The organism is Geobacter sp. (assembly GCF_030834625.1).
In the GTDB taxonomy this organism is placed as follows: Bacteria; Desulfobacterota; Desulfuromonadia; order Geobacterales; family Geobacteraceae; genus Geobacter.
On the sequence record NZ_JAUQXO010000072.1, the window covers coordinates 1 to 16,122 of the forward strand.

Consider the following 16,122-nt stretch of genomic DNA (forward strand, 5'->3'; position numbering starts at 1 on the left):
AATGCCAAGCAACTTGAGTCAAAGGCCAGAAAGCATATGCGGCATTTACAGAACAACCGAACCAAAGTGAAAAAGTTCTTCGAGCACCCCTGTGCTGCCTATGCATCTTAATTGCTCTGTTTATTTGCCGGAGTAATACCATAAAGTCGTTGCCACCGAGGTAATCTATGTCAAAGTGCAATAAGATCATTGATTTCGTTAAACATACAAAAAATGGATATGTAATACCGGAAAATATTTCGTTAGAAGAGCGTATGGATAAATTCCCAATTATATCTGATGTTGTTGCAGTAAGTTGGTATTGTAATCACAATGAAATAAAAATAGAACTCGGTGCAGATTTTCTATCACCCGGAATATTGCCAGATCGGACAGGAGTAGTATTACTTCAGCCTAGTCATAAATTTGGTCATAATAATGCTGTAATAGTTAATGCTGATGGTACTACAAGATTTACATTGATAAACCCTTATCGGAAAAACCCTTATTATTACGATGGAGATGAATACGAATTCCTTTGCACTAAAATTGAAGGCAATCGTTTTGGAATGATAGTAGGAGTTGGTAGAAAAGATAAAGATACTGGAGGATATTTAACTACTGAATGGTTTTACGAGCTTGATGCTAATACAGGTAGTTTTGACAGTTATCATGTTGTGAGATGATTAGACAATTGCATTGAAGTTTTTCTTGGGAGGCCAGGATGGCATTATTCGATTCCGCATCTGATGCGCGATTCCTCTTTGAAATAACAGGGCTTGATTTTGACCTGTCACTGGTGAGTTTCACCGTCAGCGAAGCCATTTCTGCTCCCTTTTCGGTGAGTATGTCCGTCGCGAGCGAGTTCGACATCCCCGACATTGGCGCCGTGGTCGGCAAGGAAGCCCTCCTGACCATCGTTAACGACACCAGCGGCGGCATCACCCTCGACCTCGACGCGGACATCGACACGAGCCGGTATTTTCACGGCATGGTCCGCAAGTTCGAATACTCCGGGATGTCCGGTTCCTACTACCTCTATGATGTGCACCTCGTGCCGACCCTCTGGACCCTCTCCCTCAAGACCAACTGCCGCATTTTTCAGGACAAGAACGCCCAGGACATCATCAAGGAGGTTCTTGAAAAGGTGGGAATCACCGGAGAGAGGGTCCGCTTCGCCCTGACCAACAGGAACCGCATGCGCGGCTTCTGCGTCCAGTACCGGGAGACCGATTTCAACTTCATCTCGCGCCTCATGGAGGAAGAGGGGATTTTCTACTTCTTCGAGCACTATGAGGACAAGCATGTGGTCGTGCTCAGCGACAGCCGGGTGGTCCACGTCCCCATCGAGGGTGAGCCGGAAATCTGCTTCCGCCAGGGGGGAAGCATGGTGGCGGATCAGGAGAGCGTCCATGCGTTCACCGTTTCCCACCGGCTGCAGCCTGGGGCGTACACCGCGCGTAATTTCAGCTTCAAAAATCCCGCCCTCAATCTCACGGTTGAGAAAAAGGCGCAAACGAACCAGCACTACGAGATCTACGACTACTCGGGCAATTATGTTGATCCCAAGCGTGGAGGGGATTTTGCCAGGGTGCGCCAGGAGGAGTTTGCGGCCCAGGCCCAGCGGGGCCACGGGGCCAGTTCTTCCCCGCGGCTGATTCCCGGCTATACCTTTTTCCTGGCGGATCATGACTGTGCGGATTTCAACCAGGAATACCTGCTTGTGAGCCTCGAACACTCAGGTACCCAGCCCCAGTCCCTCGAAGAAGGTGCCGGCGGCACCGCCTCATACCACAACCAGTTCACGGTCATTCCCTACACCGTAACCTTCCGCCCTGCCCAGAACACCCCCAAACCCTTCGTCACCGGTGTTCAGACCGCCATCGTCGTCGGACCGAAGGGTGAAGAGATCCACGTGGACGAGTTGGGCCGCATCAAGGTTCAATTTCATTGGGACCGCCAGGGGCAGGGGGATGACAAGAGCTCCTGCTGGATCCGCGCTGCCCAGGCATGGGCCGGCGGAGGCTGGGGGGCGGTCTTCACCCCCCGCGTGGGAGACGAGGTGCTGGTGGACTTCATCGAGGGAGACCCCGACCGCCCCATCGTTGTCGGCAGCGTCTATAACGGCAACAACCCGACCCTCTACAATCCTGCCGCGAGCAAGACGGTCAGCGGGTTCAGGACCAAGAGCTACAAGGCCGCCGGATTCAACGAGCTGCGTTTCGAGGACAAGGCGGGGAGCGAGCAGATTTACGTTCACGGGCAGAAGGATTTGGCCATCCAGGTCAACAATGACCGGACCCAGAGCTATGGCGGCAATAGCACCACGTCGGTCAAGGGAAACACAAATGCCACCGTCGGCGGCAACAGTCAGACCAGCGTCACCGGCACCATGACCAAGAGTGCCAAAGAGATCACCCTCTTGGCTGATTCCAAGATCACCCTGGTCTGCGGGGGGAGCACCATCGTCATCGACCCGGGCGGCATCAAGATCAACGGAACGCTCGTCAAAATCAATACCTGACAGGCAGTTGGAGCGATACATACGGAAACAGAGAACCCCGGACCCTTTCATGACTATTGCTGACACCCACGATCCTGTAACCGATTCCATCAAACAGAAAGCGCTTGAAGTCCTATGCAGGCAGGGCAAACCGCTCTTTGCGCTCCTTGACACCGCCCGTAACAACGAGATCCTGCCCCTGCTTTCCGGAAGCGGCTGCACGTTCGAGTGCCTCTACGGGGGCGCCTTTGCCGCAACCATGTCCGATTATGCCCCCTATCTGGTTGCCGTGCCTTTCGACTCCCCCTTTCTCCGGGCGCTGCTCGATCGGGGCTGGGGAGAGAGTTGGGGGATATTCCTGGCGACCGAAGCGGAGCTGAAAACCCTCAGGAGGCACCTCAGGCGGTTTCTTTCCGTCAAACTCCCCGACGGCAGACAGGTGCTCTTCCGTTTCTATGACCCCCGGGTGTTGCGGGCGTTTCTCCCCACCTGCACAGGCGAAGAGCTGGAGCGGTTCTTTGGCCCGGTAGAAACCTATTTCCTGGAGTCCGGCACCGGCGAGGAGCTTCTCTCCTATGGCATCACGTCGACCACAAGTCAGGAAGGGGCAATAGAGCCCCCTCAACTTTTGCAGCGTAGTTGGAAACTCGGATAGGAAAGGGAATGGCAGTGTTTCAGATACGGCCGGAACAGATGGAGATGTTTTCGCAGCAGCGGGAAGAGCGTTACATTGACACGCTCGTCGAATACATCCACACCACCTTCCCGGAAGTTGCCTGGGAAAAGAGTGATGAGCAGATTCGCGGCCTTGTCAGCGTCATCCTCGAAGAGGCCGAAGGGTTCGACCTGACCACCGAATACACCATCGGCCGGTTCCTCGTCTATCGACTGCTGATCCAGGAAGAGCTTTATACCGACCCTGACTGGAAGCCGATACTCGACATCCTCGGCAATGACTATCTGCATGAAGACGACAAGGTCGAGCAGGTCGACACCCTTCTGTTCGGCGGGCCAATCAGGCCGGAGGAAATGGAGTATGAGTAGTTTTGTGTCATTTGGGGATAAGCTGCAGAAGATTCTTTCCCGTCGCGGAGCGCAGCTTGCGAAGATATTGTCCGCCAAAGGCAGTGAGGCCGAAGCCAGGATGAGCAAGGCCGGCGATACTGTTCGCAAAAATGCGGAAAAGGCTGCCGAGAACGTCAAAGCGGAACAGCAGGCGCGTAAGGAAGGGGACAAGAAGAAGACAAAGGATGCGGCGAAGAAGGGTCAAGCCCCACAGGGGAAGAAGCAGTCGCCGAAGCAGCCGTGTAAGAAATGTGGGGAGAGGGATGAGCCTCAGTGGAGATACTACAAATTGGGTAATCCGAATGGTGGCGGGTATGTTATTAAGGGAAGCGAAATCAACTCTTTGAGGAATTATTCCAGGTGGAATGACTTGTTTAACGCTAAAGATTCGAAGGGAAGGCCACTGAAAACTGTTCACGAGAAAAAAGTTATGTGTGCAGTGTCAGGCAGCGAAGGTTTTTTTGATACAGTACAGACTTATGACAGTGAAGTAGCAACTGTAGGTGCTATGCAAAAAACACTTAAAATAGGTGGTGGAGGTGAATTCAAAAATCAACTAGAAGAATTTAAGGAAGAAAGTCCTAAAAAATATCATGAATTGTTTGAAAGTAAAGGCTGGAGCATTGTAGAGCGTGAAATAAAAACGAAGAAAGGAACAACAGTTAAAGATACAACCCTCCAGTATAAAGATCCATCTGACAGATCAATGAAGCCGCTCAGTGGTGAAGAGTTGAAAGCTTGGCTAAATAGAAAAGAAGAACCTGTGCCCAATAATATTAAGAAGGCCATGGAAGTACTTCGGGATGCAGGTCGCGATCCGGCCTTTCAAGAAAAACAAGTTATGGATTTCAATGCTCGGCTATTACGTGCCCTCAATAAGAAACCGGAAGGATATAGCCATCCAACTAAAAAGTACCTTACGTCTGAAAAAGGACGTGCAATGGTGCTGGACACGTCGGTTAATGCGGGCGAGAGTGGAGCAAATAAAGCTTTTGGTCAAGTGCTTGACAAATTCTACAAGCGGCATCCAGATGCTAGTCAGGATCCTTCTCTTTGGCCTTCGGAGAAAAAACAGTCGTATGAGTATGAAATACTGGAGATATTTCAAGAAAGAAGAATGAAGATATACAAAAACGGAAAAACTCTTGTTACGAAACCAGACAAAAGAAATGCCGCTATTATGGGCAACAACGAATTAAGTGGCATCATTGGTTCCATGCTACTGCCGGAGGATTTCTGATTCACATTGTTATATAGCAAGAAATTGATTTAATAGGAGGAGACAGTGGAGACAAACCATCTAACTAAAAAGCTTCTAGCCAGTTTGACTATTGTTTGTATCACCTGTTTACCAGTTGCAGGACCTGTAAAAGGCAATGATCTAGAACCGAAAAAAAGTTCTAGGCATAGGTTTAAGGAAAAGAAGCAGGTTAAGGAGAAGAAACAAATGAAAAAACTCGAACTGGAAAGCCCTGATAAGCAACATATAGTTATCTTTTCCAAGCCAACTCCTGGATACGAAGATAATGACATGGCATATTGGAGAAAGGTTGAGCTACTGGATAAAAACAGTGATAATATTAATGTGATAGAAGACGCTACAATAAGTGATCAGTCTGATTCAATAGCGTTTGAACCACTGGATGAAAAAGATATAAGATGGTCGCCAGATGGAAGGTTTTTTGTCATGTTTCACTACCAAAAAATTGAACCTCAACCAGTTAAAGAAGAAAAAAAATATTTGGATGTATGCCTTGGTGAGTATCTCATGTTTAAAAGTAAGGATCGTAAATTCTTAGCGACAAGCGATAGATTTTCGGGCTGGAAAGATGGCGAACCTCATACAATGATTATTCTTGGACGTGGACAAGATTATCTTGATGCTTATCCAGACTTAACTGGCGAACTACCTCCCTGTGATTGAAGAGCTACTTTAGCATGAATGTTAAGGCTAACCCCCTCCGTATAAGTCTGTTTGTCAGTTTGTGTGTTGGGTTTGTTTCATGCTTGCCCATTGTCGCATCTGCACAAAAGAAAGCTTTGGCCAATAAAAGTTCCTCACAATTAACCTTCAAGGAAGTAATCACGGAAGAAGACATTGAGAGAAGCCCCGATGGCAAACACTTTGTCGTATTTGCCGGATCGGTCAAGAGTGGTATCGACCCAGAACGAAGTATTCAACTCGCCTCGAATTTCACCATATAAGCAAGGGATTGATTAACGTGGTTGATGTTAGTAGATTTGATGTTGCATTTGACTATTATTATTATGATCCAGATGAGAGTTGGTCACCAGATGGAAGATATCTAGCCGTTTACAAACTTGGACCAATTCCTTCACGGTCAGAAAGATATTGGCTCAACTTTTTTGATGTTTGTACTGGTGAAGTGGTGGGATTCAAAAGTGATAAAGAAATAGTTGATTACACCAATTTTGTCGGCTGGAAGGAAGGTGAACCCCATACCGCGTTGGCAATGGGTAAAGCGCCTAAATTTAAAGATTACAGTGAAAACTGCCCTAACAACAATCCAGACCCAAAGCAGTGCGAATAGCGTAGAGCGGTTGTTTTTTTATTCAGATTAAAGAATTGAGTTAATAGAGAATTAGATATTATGAAGACAGTTCCAAGATGCAAACTGCTGTCTCTTTGGTTTATCATCACTTGCATTTCCTGCATACCCATAGCAGCATCAGCACAAGGCAAAATTTTGACAAAGAATAGTGCTTCAAAACAAATAAAGAGCCCTAATGGAAAACGAGTAGGTTTGTTTTCTGAGCCATTGAATGGCAGGGATAGAAACATTAATTACTGGGGGAAAATTACTGTCTATCAAGTTGAGGGAAGAGGACTAAAGGAGCTCGATATTCAGCCCCTCTACGAGACAAGTAATGCAGAGGCATTTCTTGCTGACAGTAGGGATGTTCAATGGTCTCCTGATGGACGCTATTTGGTTGTTTGGAAAATAGACAATTTGAATTCAGACAGTGAAAAGCAAACTGTTGATTTTATCGACGTTTGTGTTGGAATGTGGGAAGGTTTTCGAGGAACACGATGGGCTACCAGTGATAATTTTGTTGGATGGAAAGAGGGCGAGCCACATACGATGCTCCTCGTTAGTGAAAGAGGCAATATTGAGGCGCAACCGATAAACAAGCCTGAACCGAATGCTTGTGAGTAGGCAAATGCGTCTAAACTAAGGAACATGATACCATGGGACAACCGGCAGCACGTATCGGCGACATGCACACCTGCCCCCGGAAGGAAGGGAAGAAGCCCCACAAGGGAGGCCCCATCCTGGAGGGCTGTGGTTCGGTCATCATCGGGGGCCAACCGGCCGCGCGGGTGGGGGACAAGGCCCAGTGCGACGGGCCTGTTGACGTCATCGCGAAAGGGGAGCCGTCGGTGATTATCGGCGGCAGGCCCGCCGCCAGGCTCGGTGATCAAACGGTCCACGGCGGCGTCATCGTGACCGGCTGCGCCACGGTCCTGATTGGCCCGCCGCCCCAGGGGCGCTGCATGAAGCGGGCGGCCCAGGAGGGGGCGATGTTTGTGGAGCTGCTCCCTCCTGCTCCCTGGCAGGGGAAACCTGCCCCCGAAATGACCTCGGCTGATGAGGTTCCGGAGAAGCCGAGCGACGCAGAGTCACCTCCCGCCGAAGCGTCTGCGGAGCCTGCCGAGATGGCTGACGCCGACCTGCCGGACGACGCCTCTTCACTCCAGCCTATCGAAGCGGCCCTCCCCCACGGCGGGCCGACACCGGGGGGATGGGGTAACCCCTCATCCCCGCTCACACGGGGCACGATGCCATCCTCAACCGGCATCGGGGGCTTTGCCGGGAGGGTATCCGGCGTTGCCAGCTCGGGGATGGGGATTGATCCGTCAAAACTTCGGGTCAGCGGCATTGCCGGCAATCTGGAACTTCCCCAGGGGATGGGGAGCAAAGGTGCCATGGGCGATTTGGCAAAGATCGGGGTTGGAGGGTTTGCCGGCGGGGGAGCCGGCATCTCCGGCAAGGGTGTTGTTGAATCCCTCAAGCAGAAGGCGATGGACGAAGCTGCCGAAGCAGTTTCCTCAAAGGTAGGGGAGCTTGCGAAGAAAATCGATCTCCCCGTGGACCAGTTGGTGAAGAACTACAAGCATGCGGTGGACTTCGGCATCGTCGAGCCGATGGGGCCAAAGGGGATTGAACAGTTTGGTGCTCGTATTTCCACGTTCATCAACGAACCCGCCACCACCTCAATCGGGGGGACATTCCAGGGCAGCCCTGCCGTATTCCACGTGAACCCGCAATCCCGCCTGGCAGTGGTGCAGAACTCTGCCGGCGCCCTTGAGAAGTGCGGCAGGCTCAATGCCACCCAATATGGAGATCTTCTGGTGAAGGGCGGGATTTAGGCCGGCATTGTCCCTATGACAATATTGCCAGAAGCGGCTCTCTCCGGTTTTCCCCCTCCGTGTGCCAATCATCTGGAAAAACCAACACCAATCTGCTACGGTTCATGGTCTCGGAGGGGGGTATCGGCAGCGTCTGCGGCGGTTCCCCTCCGGGCCTTTCCCTTCCGGCAGGGGGAGGCACCATTCGGAACCGAAGGAGAATTGTCGTTGTGACCTCCAAGTACGACCGCTACAGCAAGGAAGAGCTGATCAAGATCATCGAGGAGCGCGACCGCAAGCCGCGGCTGGGGCTGGTGTGGGAGCGGGACGAGATCGATCACGACCGCTCCCTGAATCAGGATTTCGTGGCCCTCGACCTGCTGCCGGAATTCTCTCGCGGCGACGGGCCGTGGCACAACCTGCTCATCGAGGGGGACAACTTCGACGCCCTCCGCTACCTGCGCATGACCCATGCGGGCCGGGTCAAATGCATCTACATCGATCCCCCCTACAACACCGGCAACAAGGATTTCATCTACAACGACCGCTTCGTGGACAAGGACGACGCCTGGAAGCACAGCAAGTGGCTGGAATACCTCTACCGCCGCCTGCTCCTGGCCCGGGATCTCCTGGCCGAGGATGGTGTGCTGCTGGTCTCCATCAACGACGAGAACCGGGCCAAGCTGGAGCTGCTGCTGGATCAGGCGCTGCCGGGGATGCGGCTCGGCTCCTTTGTCTGGCGGACTCGGCAGGGGTCGAACGCGGATCAAGGCTGCTTTCTGAGCGTGGACCACGAACATGTCCTGGTATATGGGAATGTTGGCTTTCAGTTTGTTGGATACGGCAAAAGTTATGAGATGTATTCCAACCCGGACAACGATCCGAGAGGCGATTGGAGAACAGGTGATTTAACTCTCGGATTTTCATATCAAGAACGTCCAAACCTTTATTATCCGCTAAAAGACCCAAAGACAGATATTTATTATCCTGCAAGCCCTATTGGGGTTTGGAGATACGCGACGAAAGAACGTGTGAAGCCTGGCCAGCGTTTGCAAGCCAAAACAATGGAAGAATTCATTGAACTCGGTCAGATTCTCTTTCCGCAAGAGCAGCGGGTGGTGGTCTGGAACAGCCGGGAAGAGCTGCTTGCCGCCATCGAAAATGGTGAAGTTCCGAAAACAGGCAAGGTTCTGATGCTCAGGCCTGACCTGCCCGACCTCGATTTCTGGATCGGGAAGAAGGTTGGCTTTGGCCGGCCCGCCTTCAAGCGGTACAAGGCCGATCTGCGAAACCTCAACCAGCCCCTCAGCAGTTGGGTCGTCCCCTCGGCGGAACAGAAGAGATACGAGGCGGAAAACAGCTTTGTCTCCGGCACCAACCAGGAGGGGGCAAAGGCTGTTTCCGCCATCTTCGGCACCAAATCCTTCAACTATGCCAAGCCCCCCTCACTCATCAAGGAGCTGGTGCGCCAATCCACCGGCGCCAACGACCTGGTCATGGACTTCTTCGCCGGTTCCGGCACCACGGCCCAGGCGGTGCTGGAGCTGAACCGGGAGGACGGGGGGGAGCGGCGCTTCATCATGGTCTCCGCCACCGAGGCGACGGCGGACGACCCGGACAAAAACATCTGCCGCGACGTCTGCGCCGAGCGGATCCGGCGGGTCATGGCCGGCTACGGCGGCCGGGAGGGGACCGGGGGGGATTTCGCCTATCTGCGGGTGCAGCGGATGCCCCAGGAGGATGTGCTGACGGAGATCGACCACTCCCAGGTCTGGACGGCGCTGCAGCTGATCCACCGGCAGAGCTTCATGCCGTTCACGCACGGCATGGCGCTTCAGGAAGCCATCAGCCCGGACGGCGGCTTGGTGTATGCGACCGCCATCAGCAACGACACCGCCGATCGGATCGCCGCCCTTGCGGCGGAGACGGCGCACCTGACGGTCTACACCTGGCAGCCGGGCCTCCTGCGGGAGCGGCTGGCGTCCCAGGGGATCACCGTGGAGCAGATTCCCCAGTTTCTGGTCAACCGGTTCGGAGGGGTGGCATGATTGTCAAACCGAAAGGCTACCAGTCCGCCGCCAAGGAGAACGTGCTGGAAATCTTCCGCTATGCCTGTGCCCAGATCGACGGGGCGCCGGACCCGGACAGCCGCCGCGCGGCCAGCGCCCACAACGGCTGCGTGCTGATCCAAGCCCCCACCGGCGCGGGAAAGACCCTGATCGCCGGTCTGGTGGCGGAGGAGTTCTCGAAGGAGACCGCCATCGTCTGGCTCTGGTTCACCCCCTTCGCGGGGCTGGTGGAGCAGGCGCGCATCTCCATCAGGAATCATTTCCAGGGACTGCGGGTGCGGGACATCGGCTGCGACCGGGTGGCCCACAGTACCCGGAGCGGCGACGTGTTCGTCACCACCTGGGCCGCGGTGGCCGGGAAGAAGGACGCCAAGCGGCTGCGGCGGGACGGGGATCTGTCGGTCTCCCTGGATCACCTGCTGGGGCAGCTCAGGCAGCGGGGCTTCAAGATCGGCGTGCTGGTGGACGAGGCCCACCATACCTTCACCGCCGGGACGGAATCGGTCAGGTATTACCGCGAGGTGGTGCAGCCCGATTTCACCCTGATGATCACCGCCACCCCCGACGACCAGGACGCGGAGAGCTTCCGCAAGGCCTCCGGCATCGCGGTCATGCACCGGGTCACGGTGAGCCGCCTGGATGCCGTGGAGGCCCGGCTCATCAAGGGGGGGATCAAGTCGGTGGCCTATCTGGCCGGGGACCAGCACCGGGAGCTGATCGACTTCGGCCAGGCGGCCCTGGCCGACGGGGTCCGGGTCCACAACGCCGTCAAGGCTCAACTGGCCGCGGACGGGATCGATCTGGTGCCGCTCATGCTGGTGCAGGTGGCATCCACCGACAAAAGCGTGGACAAGGCCCGGAAGGATCTCATGTCCCTCAGCATCCCGGAGGAGGCCATTGCCGTCTACACCGCCGACGAGCCCGATGATGACCTGATGGCCGTGGCCCGGGACGAGGCGAAGGAGGTGCTGATCTTCAAGATGGCCGTGGCCCTGGGCTTCGACGCCCCCCGGGCCTTCACCCTCGTCTCCATGCGGGGGGCCCAGGACAAGGATTTCGGCACCCAGATCGTGGGGCGCATCCTGCGGGTGGACTGGCGGCTCCAGGGGCGGGAGCTGCCGGAGCTGCTCCGGTACGGCTACGTCTTTCTGGCCGACGCGGAGAAGCAGGCCGGCCTGGTGGGGGCCGCCGACCGGATCAACACCCTGCGCACCGAACTGGCCACGGTGAGCCCCTTCACCATGCTGGTCAAGGTGGGGGAGGCCGCCTCGGTGCAGGTGGTGCAGAACGGCCAGCCGACCCTGATCCCCAAGCCGTGGACCCCGCCTCAGGCGCCGCCCCTTAAGGACGCCCCTGCCGCCGGGGAGCCAACGCCGGCCGTGTCAACCCAGGATCTCCTGGCGGGCTTCATCTTTCCTTTCTCGGCACAGCCTGAATCCGTCAAATATCCCGAAGCCGCCTACTCCGCGCCGTTTCCCCCCGGCACCCAGCAGTATCGCCTGAAGGAGGGGATGCAGCGGGTCTTCAAGAAGGAACAGCTGAACCTGAACACGGCGGGGCTGTTGCAGTGCGTGGAGAAGCGGCTCCGGATCGACGACCGGGTGTTTACCGAGGCATTCCGGCAGGCGGTGAACGTCAAGCGGAAGGAAGAAGAGATCTTCACCCACGACATCAGCTACGGCGAGTTCCAGGCCACCCTCTCCGATGCCGAAATCGCCCGCCGGGCCCAGCGGCTCCTGTTCGAGCCCGATTACCTTGACCCCCGAGACCTCCAGAAGGCCCTGATCAACAAGCTGAAAGCCGAGATCAGGGAGCGGGGGATCTTCCTCGAATTTCTGGACTCGCCGGAAAAGCTGCGCCGGGCGGTGCACCTGATCCTCGTGGCCTACCCGAACCTGCTCCGCGACACGGTGCGGGGTTGCTGCGCCGACAACGCGGAGCTGGCGGACACCGCGCCGTTGCCGGAAACTGTCGATTGGCCCGCCGGCTGCGCCACGGCCCTCCTCGGCGACTACGGGGCGTTTCCGCCGGACATGAACAACGACGAAACCGCCTTTGCCCGGCTGCTGGACGCCGACCTGGGGGGGACGGTGGCGTGGTGGCACCGCAACGAGCCCCGCAAGCCCTGGTCCGTGGGGCTGGTCATGCCGGACGGGAGCCACTATTACCCCGACTTTGTGGTGAAGGTGAAAGGGCGAACCAGGGGGGGCGGCATCCTGCTGGTGGAGGTGAAGGGGGAGCACCTGATCAACAGCCTGAAGAACCCCGACAAGGCGGTGGCCTCCCACAAGCTCTACCGTCAGCCGCTCATGGTGATGAAGGAAGGCTCGGGGCGCTGGATGACGCTGCGGTTCAACGACAAGAGCGGCCGGAACGAACCGGACGCGGTCTTCCGGATCGAGGCGATGACGGAGTATTAGCCCGAAGAAATCACAAAAGCCGCCCGGAACATCCGGACGGCCTTTGCTTTTACCCTATCCGCCGAACGCGCAACCTACCAGTTCCGCCTGATTTTCTCCAGGTTGCCGGCGATGACGGTGGCGGTGGCGGCCAAATTGGTTAATTGCTGCGTCCCTGGCCTCGTTCCTCCTCTTTCCCCTCTCTGTTGTGCCCTTGGCCCCGACCGGGTTCCTGCGGCTTCCCTCTATGTTGCAACCCTTGTTCCTGTCCTTGCGGCCTTGGCGCCTGCCTGACAACCCTTGGCTGCACCCTCTGTTCCTGCACTGCCGGTCCTCGCTGCTGTGGAGAGGGCTGGTGCGGTGGCTGCGAGTGTGGGACAGCCTGCTGCCCTGGGCCTTTCACCCGAGGCTCTTCCTGCCTTCCCCGCTGGACAGGCGCGGGTGTTCTGTGTTCTCCCTGCTGCCTAGGGCCTTTCACCCGAGGCTCTTCCTGTCTTCCCCGCTGAGCAGGTGCAGGTGCTCTCTGCACTGCTCCCGGCTGCTGAAAGTGCTGGCGGACCGCCTTGTCGCGCGGCTGGTAACGATAATGCTGACGGCGTATCGTCTGCTGCTGCTCCACCCGGGGGTACCGATCTCCCGAGTACTGCCGCTGGTACACAGGCAGCGGGGCGCGCGCCGGAGCGGAGCTGCGCTTCCACTTGTCCCATCCCCTTCGATGCTGCTCCCATTCATGGCCCCAGTGCTTACCCCAGCGGGGGGGCGCATCCGCCCGCCATCCGCGGAAGTACACGGGGGGATGCCGGTAGTAGCGGACGGGGACGCGCAGGATGTACACCGGCACGACCTGCGGCTCCACAATCCACCAGGGGCCGTTGTACCAGTAACTCGCGTACCAGTCGTCGTCGAGGTAAACCCAGTACAAACCGTCGTAGAAGAAATAGTTGGCAGCCACCCGCGGAGCGTAATAGACCGGGTAACCCGGCACCGGAACGAGTTCCGGGTACAACGGCAGGTTGATCCCGATGCTCACGTGGGGCAACCCGATGCCGATGCTCACCTGGGCTGAGACAGACGTCGCCGAGCAGCACAACAGCATCCACAGCACAACGACTCCGTAGCGAATTTTCCGCATGTTGTCCTCCATCTGCGATAAGCAGGGTCGCGGGCAGTGCCTACCGATGGAAAGTCACATCGGCCCCCGTTCTCGGCAGTGACTGCACAGGCAGGATACGATGGTGCAGGCGTTGATGCCGAATTGAGCACGTCAAGTTTATCCAACGCTGCTGCTCTGTCAATGGGGCCCACGCGGCGTCAACCCGCCTATGGGATTGCGGCAAGCTTAAAAATGCCCGAAATCTCCCTTGGCATGTCGGTCGCATCCATCTTCGCTTCCTGGAGCAGCGCCCCCCAACTCTTGGCTCCACTTTTGACCTCACGATGGAGTCGTGTGGCCGGCTGCCGTGTCTTGCGGGCGATGAGGGAGGCGATAATCAACTCCTGGTTCGTGGCCCCCGCCTTTCGCAGCGCCGCCACGTCCCCATCGCCAAGCAGTTGGTTGCGAACGAGAAGATCGTCGACCACCGCGTCAGCAAGGCGGGTGCTAGAGAACGTTGTATTCAGGGCACTGGAGAATTTGGCCCCCAGGGATTTCGGGGCAATTCCCAAGGGGGCGATGACGTCCTTCCACGTCTCCTTTGACTGCCTGGTCTGAAGCAGGGTCTCCGGTGACACATTTGATTTCGAAGCGACCCAGTAGGCGACCCAAAGGTCCTCTGAAGAGGTCCCCTTTTGCTTCTTCATGACAATGGTCTTTTTCTCGACATTAAATACGTGGGCAAAGAAGGAGTTTTGTGTTGTTGCCAGAAAATAGGGATCGGCCCCCGTGGGGCGCGAGGGATCATACGCACGGTCGGTGAAGCAGTGGCAGGTGATGGCCGGCATAGCCATGAGCGACAGAGGGGAAAGCAACAGAAGGGCCAGGCTGAGGAGATAGTGTCTGCATGTCACATGACGCATACATTTTCCTATTTTTATGGGTTTGGCATCGTTATACCTGGAATCTTATTCGACAGGGGCTGAAGGTCATTGACTCAAATCAAAAACATCTTCTTCTCGGCCAGTGCAGTAAGCGACGCACGGTAAACCCAGCAGGATTCTTCTCCGATTCGCTCCAGCAGTCCCTGCGCTCGCGGTCGTCGGCAACACAAAGGCCGCCCGGAACATCCGGGCGGCCTTGTGTTGTGCTTGAGCGGCTTAACCGGTGGATCAGAACCGCACCTGCACGCCGTAGGGGTCCTTGATCTCCACTTTCGGGTCGAAGTTCAGCTTATGCTCGCCCCGGTTCTCCAGATACTTGTTCAGTTCCAGGTTGACGGTAAGGGGTACGTCGACACCGGCCTTGGCCAGGGCCTGACGGAGCAGGGCCTCGGCCTTGGTGGCGAAGGCGGTGGCGTCCCCCAGTACCCGCATGGCCTCCGTGGGGTTGTGGAAGCCGACGGAGTTCTCGGCGCCTATGAAGGTGCAGCGGTAGAAGGCCTCCTCGTAGTAGTCCCTGGCCTTGTCATAGAGGGCCTTGTCGATCTGTTTCCCTTCGGCCTGGACCGCATGGACCTTCTCGAAGAGCTTGGCCACGGTGGCGGTTGCGTAGCCGGAGCGGAGCATGAGGGAGACGGTCCGGTCCTGGATGGCGAAGACCTGGTCCCGGAGCCATTCGGGTTTTTCCGAGTGGCACTGGGTACAGGCCTTCATGTCGCTCTTGAGGGGGCTCATGACCCGGTGGTCCGATACCTTGAAGGCCCCGACCCGGGTGTAGGGCATGTGGCAGTCGGTGCAGGAGGCCCCGGCCTTCCAGTGGACGCTGTTATTGGAGAAGAGTTCGTACTCGGGGTGACGGATGAAGCCCAGCTTGAAGCCGGTGACATTCTGCTTCCACTCGCCCACGCTGGCGTCGCTCCGAATCTGCTTGATGATGTTTTCGACGGAGATGTTCCCCATCGTGCTCCCCTGCCAGGGGAAATAGACCCCCACCGACTTCATTTCGGCATCCTTGGGGATGTTGTAGGTGACGTGACACTGGGCGCAGACGAGGCTCCGCATCTGCTGGCGGGTCAGTTTCGTCTGGTCGACCCCCATCTTCTTCAGTGCCTCCGTGAGGGTGAAGCCGCGGGAGATCTTGAGGGTCATGTCCTTGTTGTCATGGCAGTCGATGCAGGCTACCCCGAGGGTCCGATGCTTTTCGGGGATCTGGGCAAGGACATCCTTGAAGGGCTTCTTGTAATAGTCGGCCGCCATCTCCTTCTCAAGCTTGGGTGCGTAGGGGGTCTTGCATGTGAGGCAGACGCCGCCTGCCTTGATGCGGGTTGCGTCGATCTCCAGCTGGTCCCGCACCATGTTGGCGTGGCCCCGGGGCTCGTTGTAGGCGACGCCGAATCCCCAGCCGTTAAAGAGAAGCGCCATGTAGGGGAATTCGGAAAGCTTGTCGTAGGTGATCTTGTCGGCGTCGAAACCCCGCTTGTACTTGCTCTTGCCGGCCGGAGACGGCTCTTCGGTCTTCTTCCACATTTCATATTCCGTGGGATAGGCCTTGCCCCAGATTTCCGGATCGATTTCGCCGTCGGGGATCTGGACCGTCTTTACTGGCTGGGCTTTCTCGGGAGCACACCCCCCCAGGGCAAACAGGATTGCCGCGGCGGACAGTGCGATCATGGATGCTACAGGGTTAAGTCGTCTCATCGT

At 56.4% G+C, this 16,122-nt stretch carries 13 protein-coding genes; 11 read left to right on the plus strand and 2 right to left on the minus strand.

The window, feature by feature from the left end:
• The first annotated feature begins 167 nt into the window (after nucleotides 1-167).
• From RCH91_RS16905 to RCH91_RS16955, 11 genes are all read left to right on the plus strand, one after another.
• A complete protein-coding gene (locus RCH91_RS16905) occupies nucleotides 168-665 on the plus strand; it encodes a hypothetical protein (RefSeq protein ID WP_306536179.1) in 498 nt (165 codons plus the stop codon).
• A 38-nt stretch (nucleotides 666-703) separates the two neighbouring features.
• Complete coding sequence (gene tssI, locus RCH91_RS16910) at nucleotides 704-2,503, plus strand: type VI secretion system tip protein TssI/VgrG (RefSeq protein ID WP_306536180.1); 1,800 nt, start codon at nucleotides 704-706, stop codon at nucleotides 2,501-2,503.
• A gap of 49 nt (nucleotides 2,504-2,552) precedes the next feature.
• Nucleotides 2,553-3,137, plus strand: coding sequence for a DUF4123 domain-containing protein (locus RCH91_RS16915; RefSeq protein WP_306536181.1), 585 nt, complete (start codon nucleotides 2,553-2,555; stop codon nucleotides 3,135-3,137).
• An 8-nt stretch (nucleotides 3,138-3,145) separates the two neighbouring features.
• On the plus strand, nucleotides 3,146-3,526 hold the full coding sequence (locus RCH91_RS16920; RefSeq protein ID WP_306536182.1) for a hypothetical protein: 381 nt from the start codon (nucleotides 3,146-3,148) through the stop codon (nucleotides 3,524-3,526).
• A complete protein-coding gene (locus RCH91_RS16925) occupies nucleotides 3,519-4,787 on the plus strand; it encodes a hypothetical protein (RefSeq protein WP_306536183.1) in 1,269 nt (422 codons plus the stop codon). Before RCH91_RS16920 ends, RCH91_RS16925 begins: the two co-directional genes overlap by 8 nt.
• 45 nt (nucleotides 4,788-4,832) lie before the next feature.
• Nucleotides 4,833-5,471 carry a hypothetical protein gene (locus RCH91_RS16930; protein WP_306536184.1) on the plus strand — a complete coding sequence of 213 codons (639 nt, stop codon included), beginning with the start codon at nucleotides 4,833-4,835 and terminating at the stop codon, nucleotides 5,469-5,471.
• Between the two features lie 298 nt (nucleotides 5,472-5,769).
• Nucleotides 5,770-6,099 carry a hypothetical protein gene (locus RCH91_RS16935; RefSeq protein WP_306536185.1) on the plus strand — a complete coding sequence of 110 codons (330 nt, stop codon included), beginning with the start codon at nucleotides 5,770-5,772 and terminating at the stop codon, nucleotides 6,097-6,099.
• 60 nt (nucleotides 6,100-6,159) lie between these two features.
• Nucleotides 6,160-6,726 (plus strand): hypothetical protein, encoded by a 567-nt coding sequence (locus RCH91_RS16940; protein WP_306536186.1) that lies wholly within the window; start codon nucleotides 6,160-6,162, stop codon nucleotides 6,724-6,726.
• Between the two features lie 32 nt (nucleotides 6,727-6,758).
• Nucleotides 6,759-7,940 carry a PAAR domain-containing protein gene (locus RCH91_RS16945; RefSeq protein WP_306536187.1) on the plus strand — a complete coding sequence of 394 codons (1,182 nt, stop codon included), beginning with the start codon at nucleotides 6,759-6,761 and terminating at the stop codon, nucleotides 7,938-7,940.
• A gap of 209 nt (nucleotides 7,941-8,149) precedes the next feature.
• Nucleotides 8,150-9,967, plus strand: coding sequence for a site-specific DNA-methyltransferase (locus RCH91_RS16950; protein ID WP_306536188.1), 1,818 nt, complete (start codon nucleotides 8,150-8,152; stop codon nucleotides 9,965-9,967).
• On the plus strand, nucleotides 9,964-12,408 hold the full coding sequence (locus RCH91_RS16955; protein WP_306536189.1) for a DEAD/DEAH box helicase: 2,445 nt from the start codon (nucleotides 9,964-9,966) through the stop codon (nucleotides 12,406-12,408). Before RCH91_RS16950 ends, RCH91_RS16955 begins: the two co-directional genes overlap by 4 nt.
• 1,299 nt (nucleotides 12,409-13,707) lie before the next feature.
• On the opposite strand, the gene RCH91_RS16960 is transcribed toward RCH91_RS16955, so the two are convergent.
• Together RCH91_RS16960 and RCH91_RS16965 are read right to left on the minus strand one after the other, a co-directional pair.
• Entirely contained in the window at nucleotides 13,708-14,403 is a 696-nt protein-coding gene (locus RCH91_RS16960; protein WP_306536190.1) for a hypothetical protein, read from the minus strand.
• A 249-nt stretch (nucleotides 14,404-14,652) separates the two neighbouring features.
• Nucleotides 14,653-16,119, minus strand: coding sequence for an ammonia-forming cytochrome c nitrite reductase subunit c552 (locus RCH91_RS16965; RefSeq protein WP_306536191.1), 1,467 nt, complete (start codon nucleotides 16,117-16,119; stop codon nucleotides 14,653-14,655).
• Nucleotides 16,120-16,122: the final 3 nt, after the last annotated feature.

Bases quoted from the DNA above. Each gene is read 5' to 3' on its own strand.
- RCH91_RS16905 (WP_306536179.1), top strand. From the start codon at position 168: ATGTCAAAGTGCAATAAGATCATTGATTTCGTTAAACATACAAAAAAT.
- tssI (WP_306536180.1), top strand. From the start codon at position 704: ATGGCATTATTCGATTCCGCATCTGATGCGCGATTCCTCTTTGAAATA.
- RCH91_RS16915 (WP_306536181.1), top strand. From the start codon at position 2,553: ATGACTATTGCTGACACCCACGATCCTGTAACCGATTCCATCAAACAG.
- RCH91_RS16920 (WP_306536182.1), top strand. From the start codon at position 3,146: ATGGCAGTGTTTCAGATACGGCCGGAACAGATGGAGATGTTTTCGCAG.
- RCH91_RS16925 (WP_306536183.1), top strand. From the start codon at position 3,519: ATGAGTAGTTTTGTGTCATTTGGGGATAAGCTGCAGAAGATTCTTTCC.
- RCH91_RS16940 (WP_306536186.1), top strand. From the start codon at position 6,160: ATGAAGACAGTTCCAAGATGCAAACTGCTGTCTCTTTGGTTTATCATC.
- RCH91_RS16945 (WP_306536187.1), top strand. From the start codon at position 6,759: ATGGGACAACCGGCAGCACGTATCGGCGACATGCACACCTGCCCCCGG.
- RCH91_RS16955 (WP_306536189.1), top strand. From the start codon at position 9,964: ATGATTGTCAAACCGAAAGGCTACCAGTCCGCCGCCAAGGAGAACGTG.
- RCH91_RS16960 (WP_306536190.1), bottom strand. From the start codon at position 14,403: ATGCGTCATGTGACATGCAGACACTATCTCCTCAGCCTGGCCCTTCTG.
- RCH91_RS16965 (WP_306536191.1), bottom strand. From the start codon at position 16,119: ATGAGACGACTTAACCCTGTAGCATCCATGATCGCACTGTCCGCCGCG.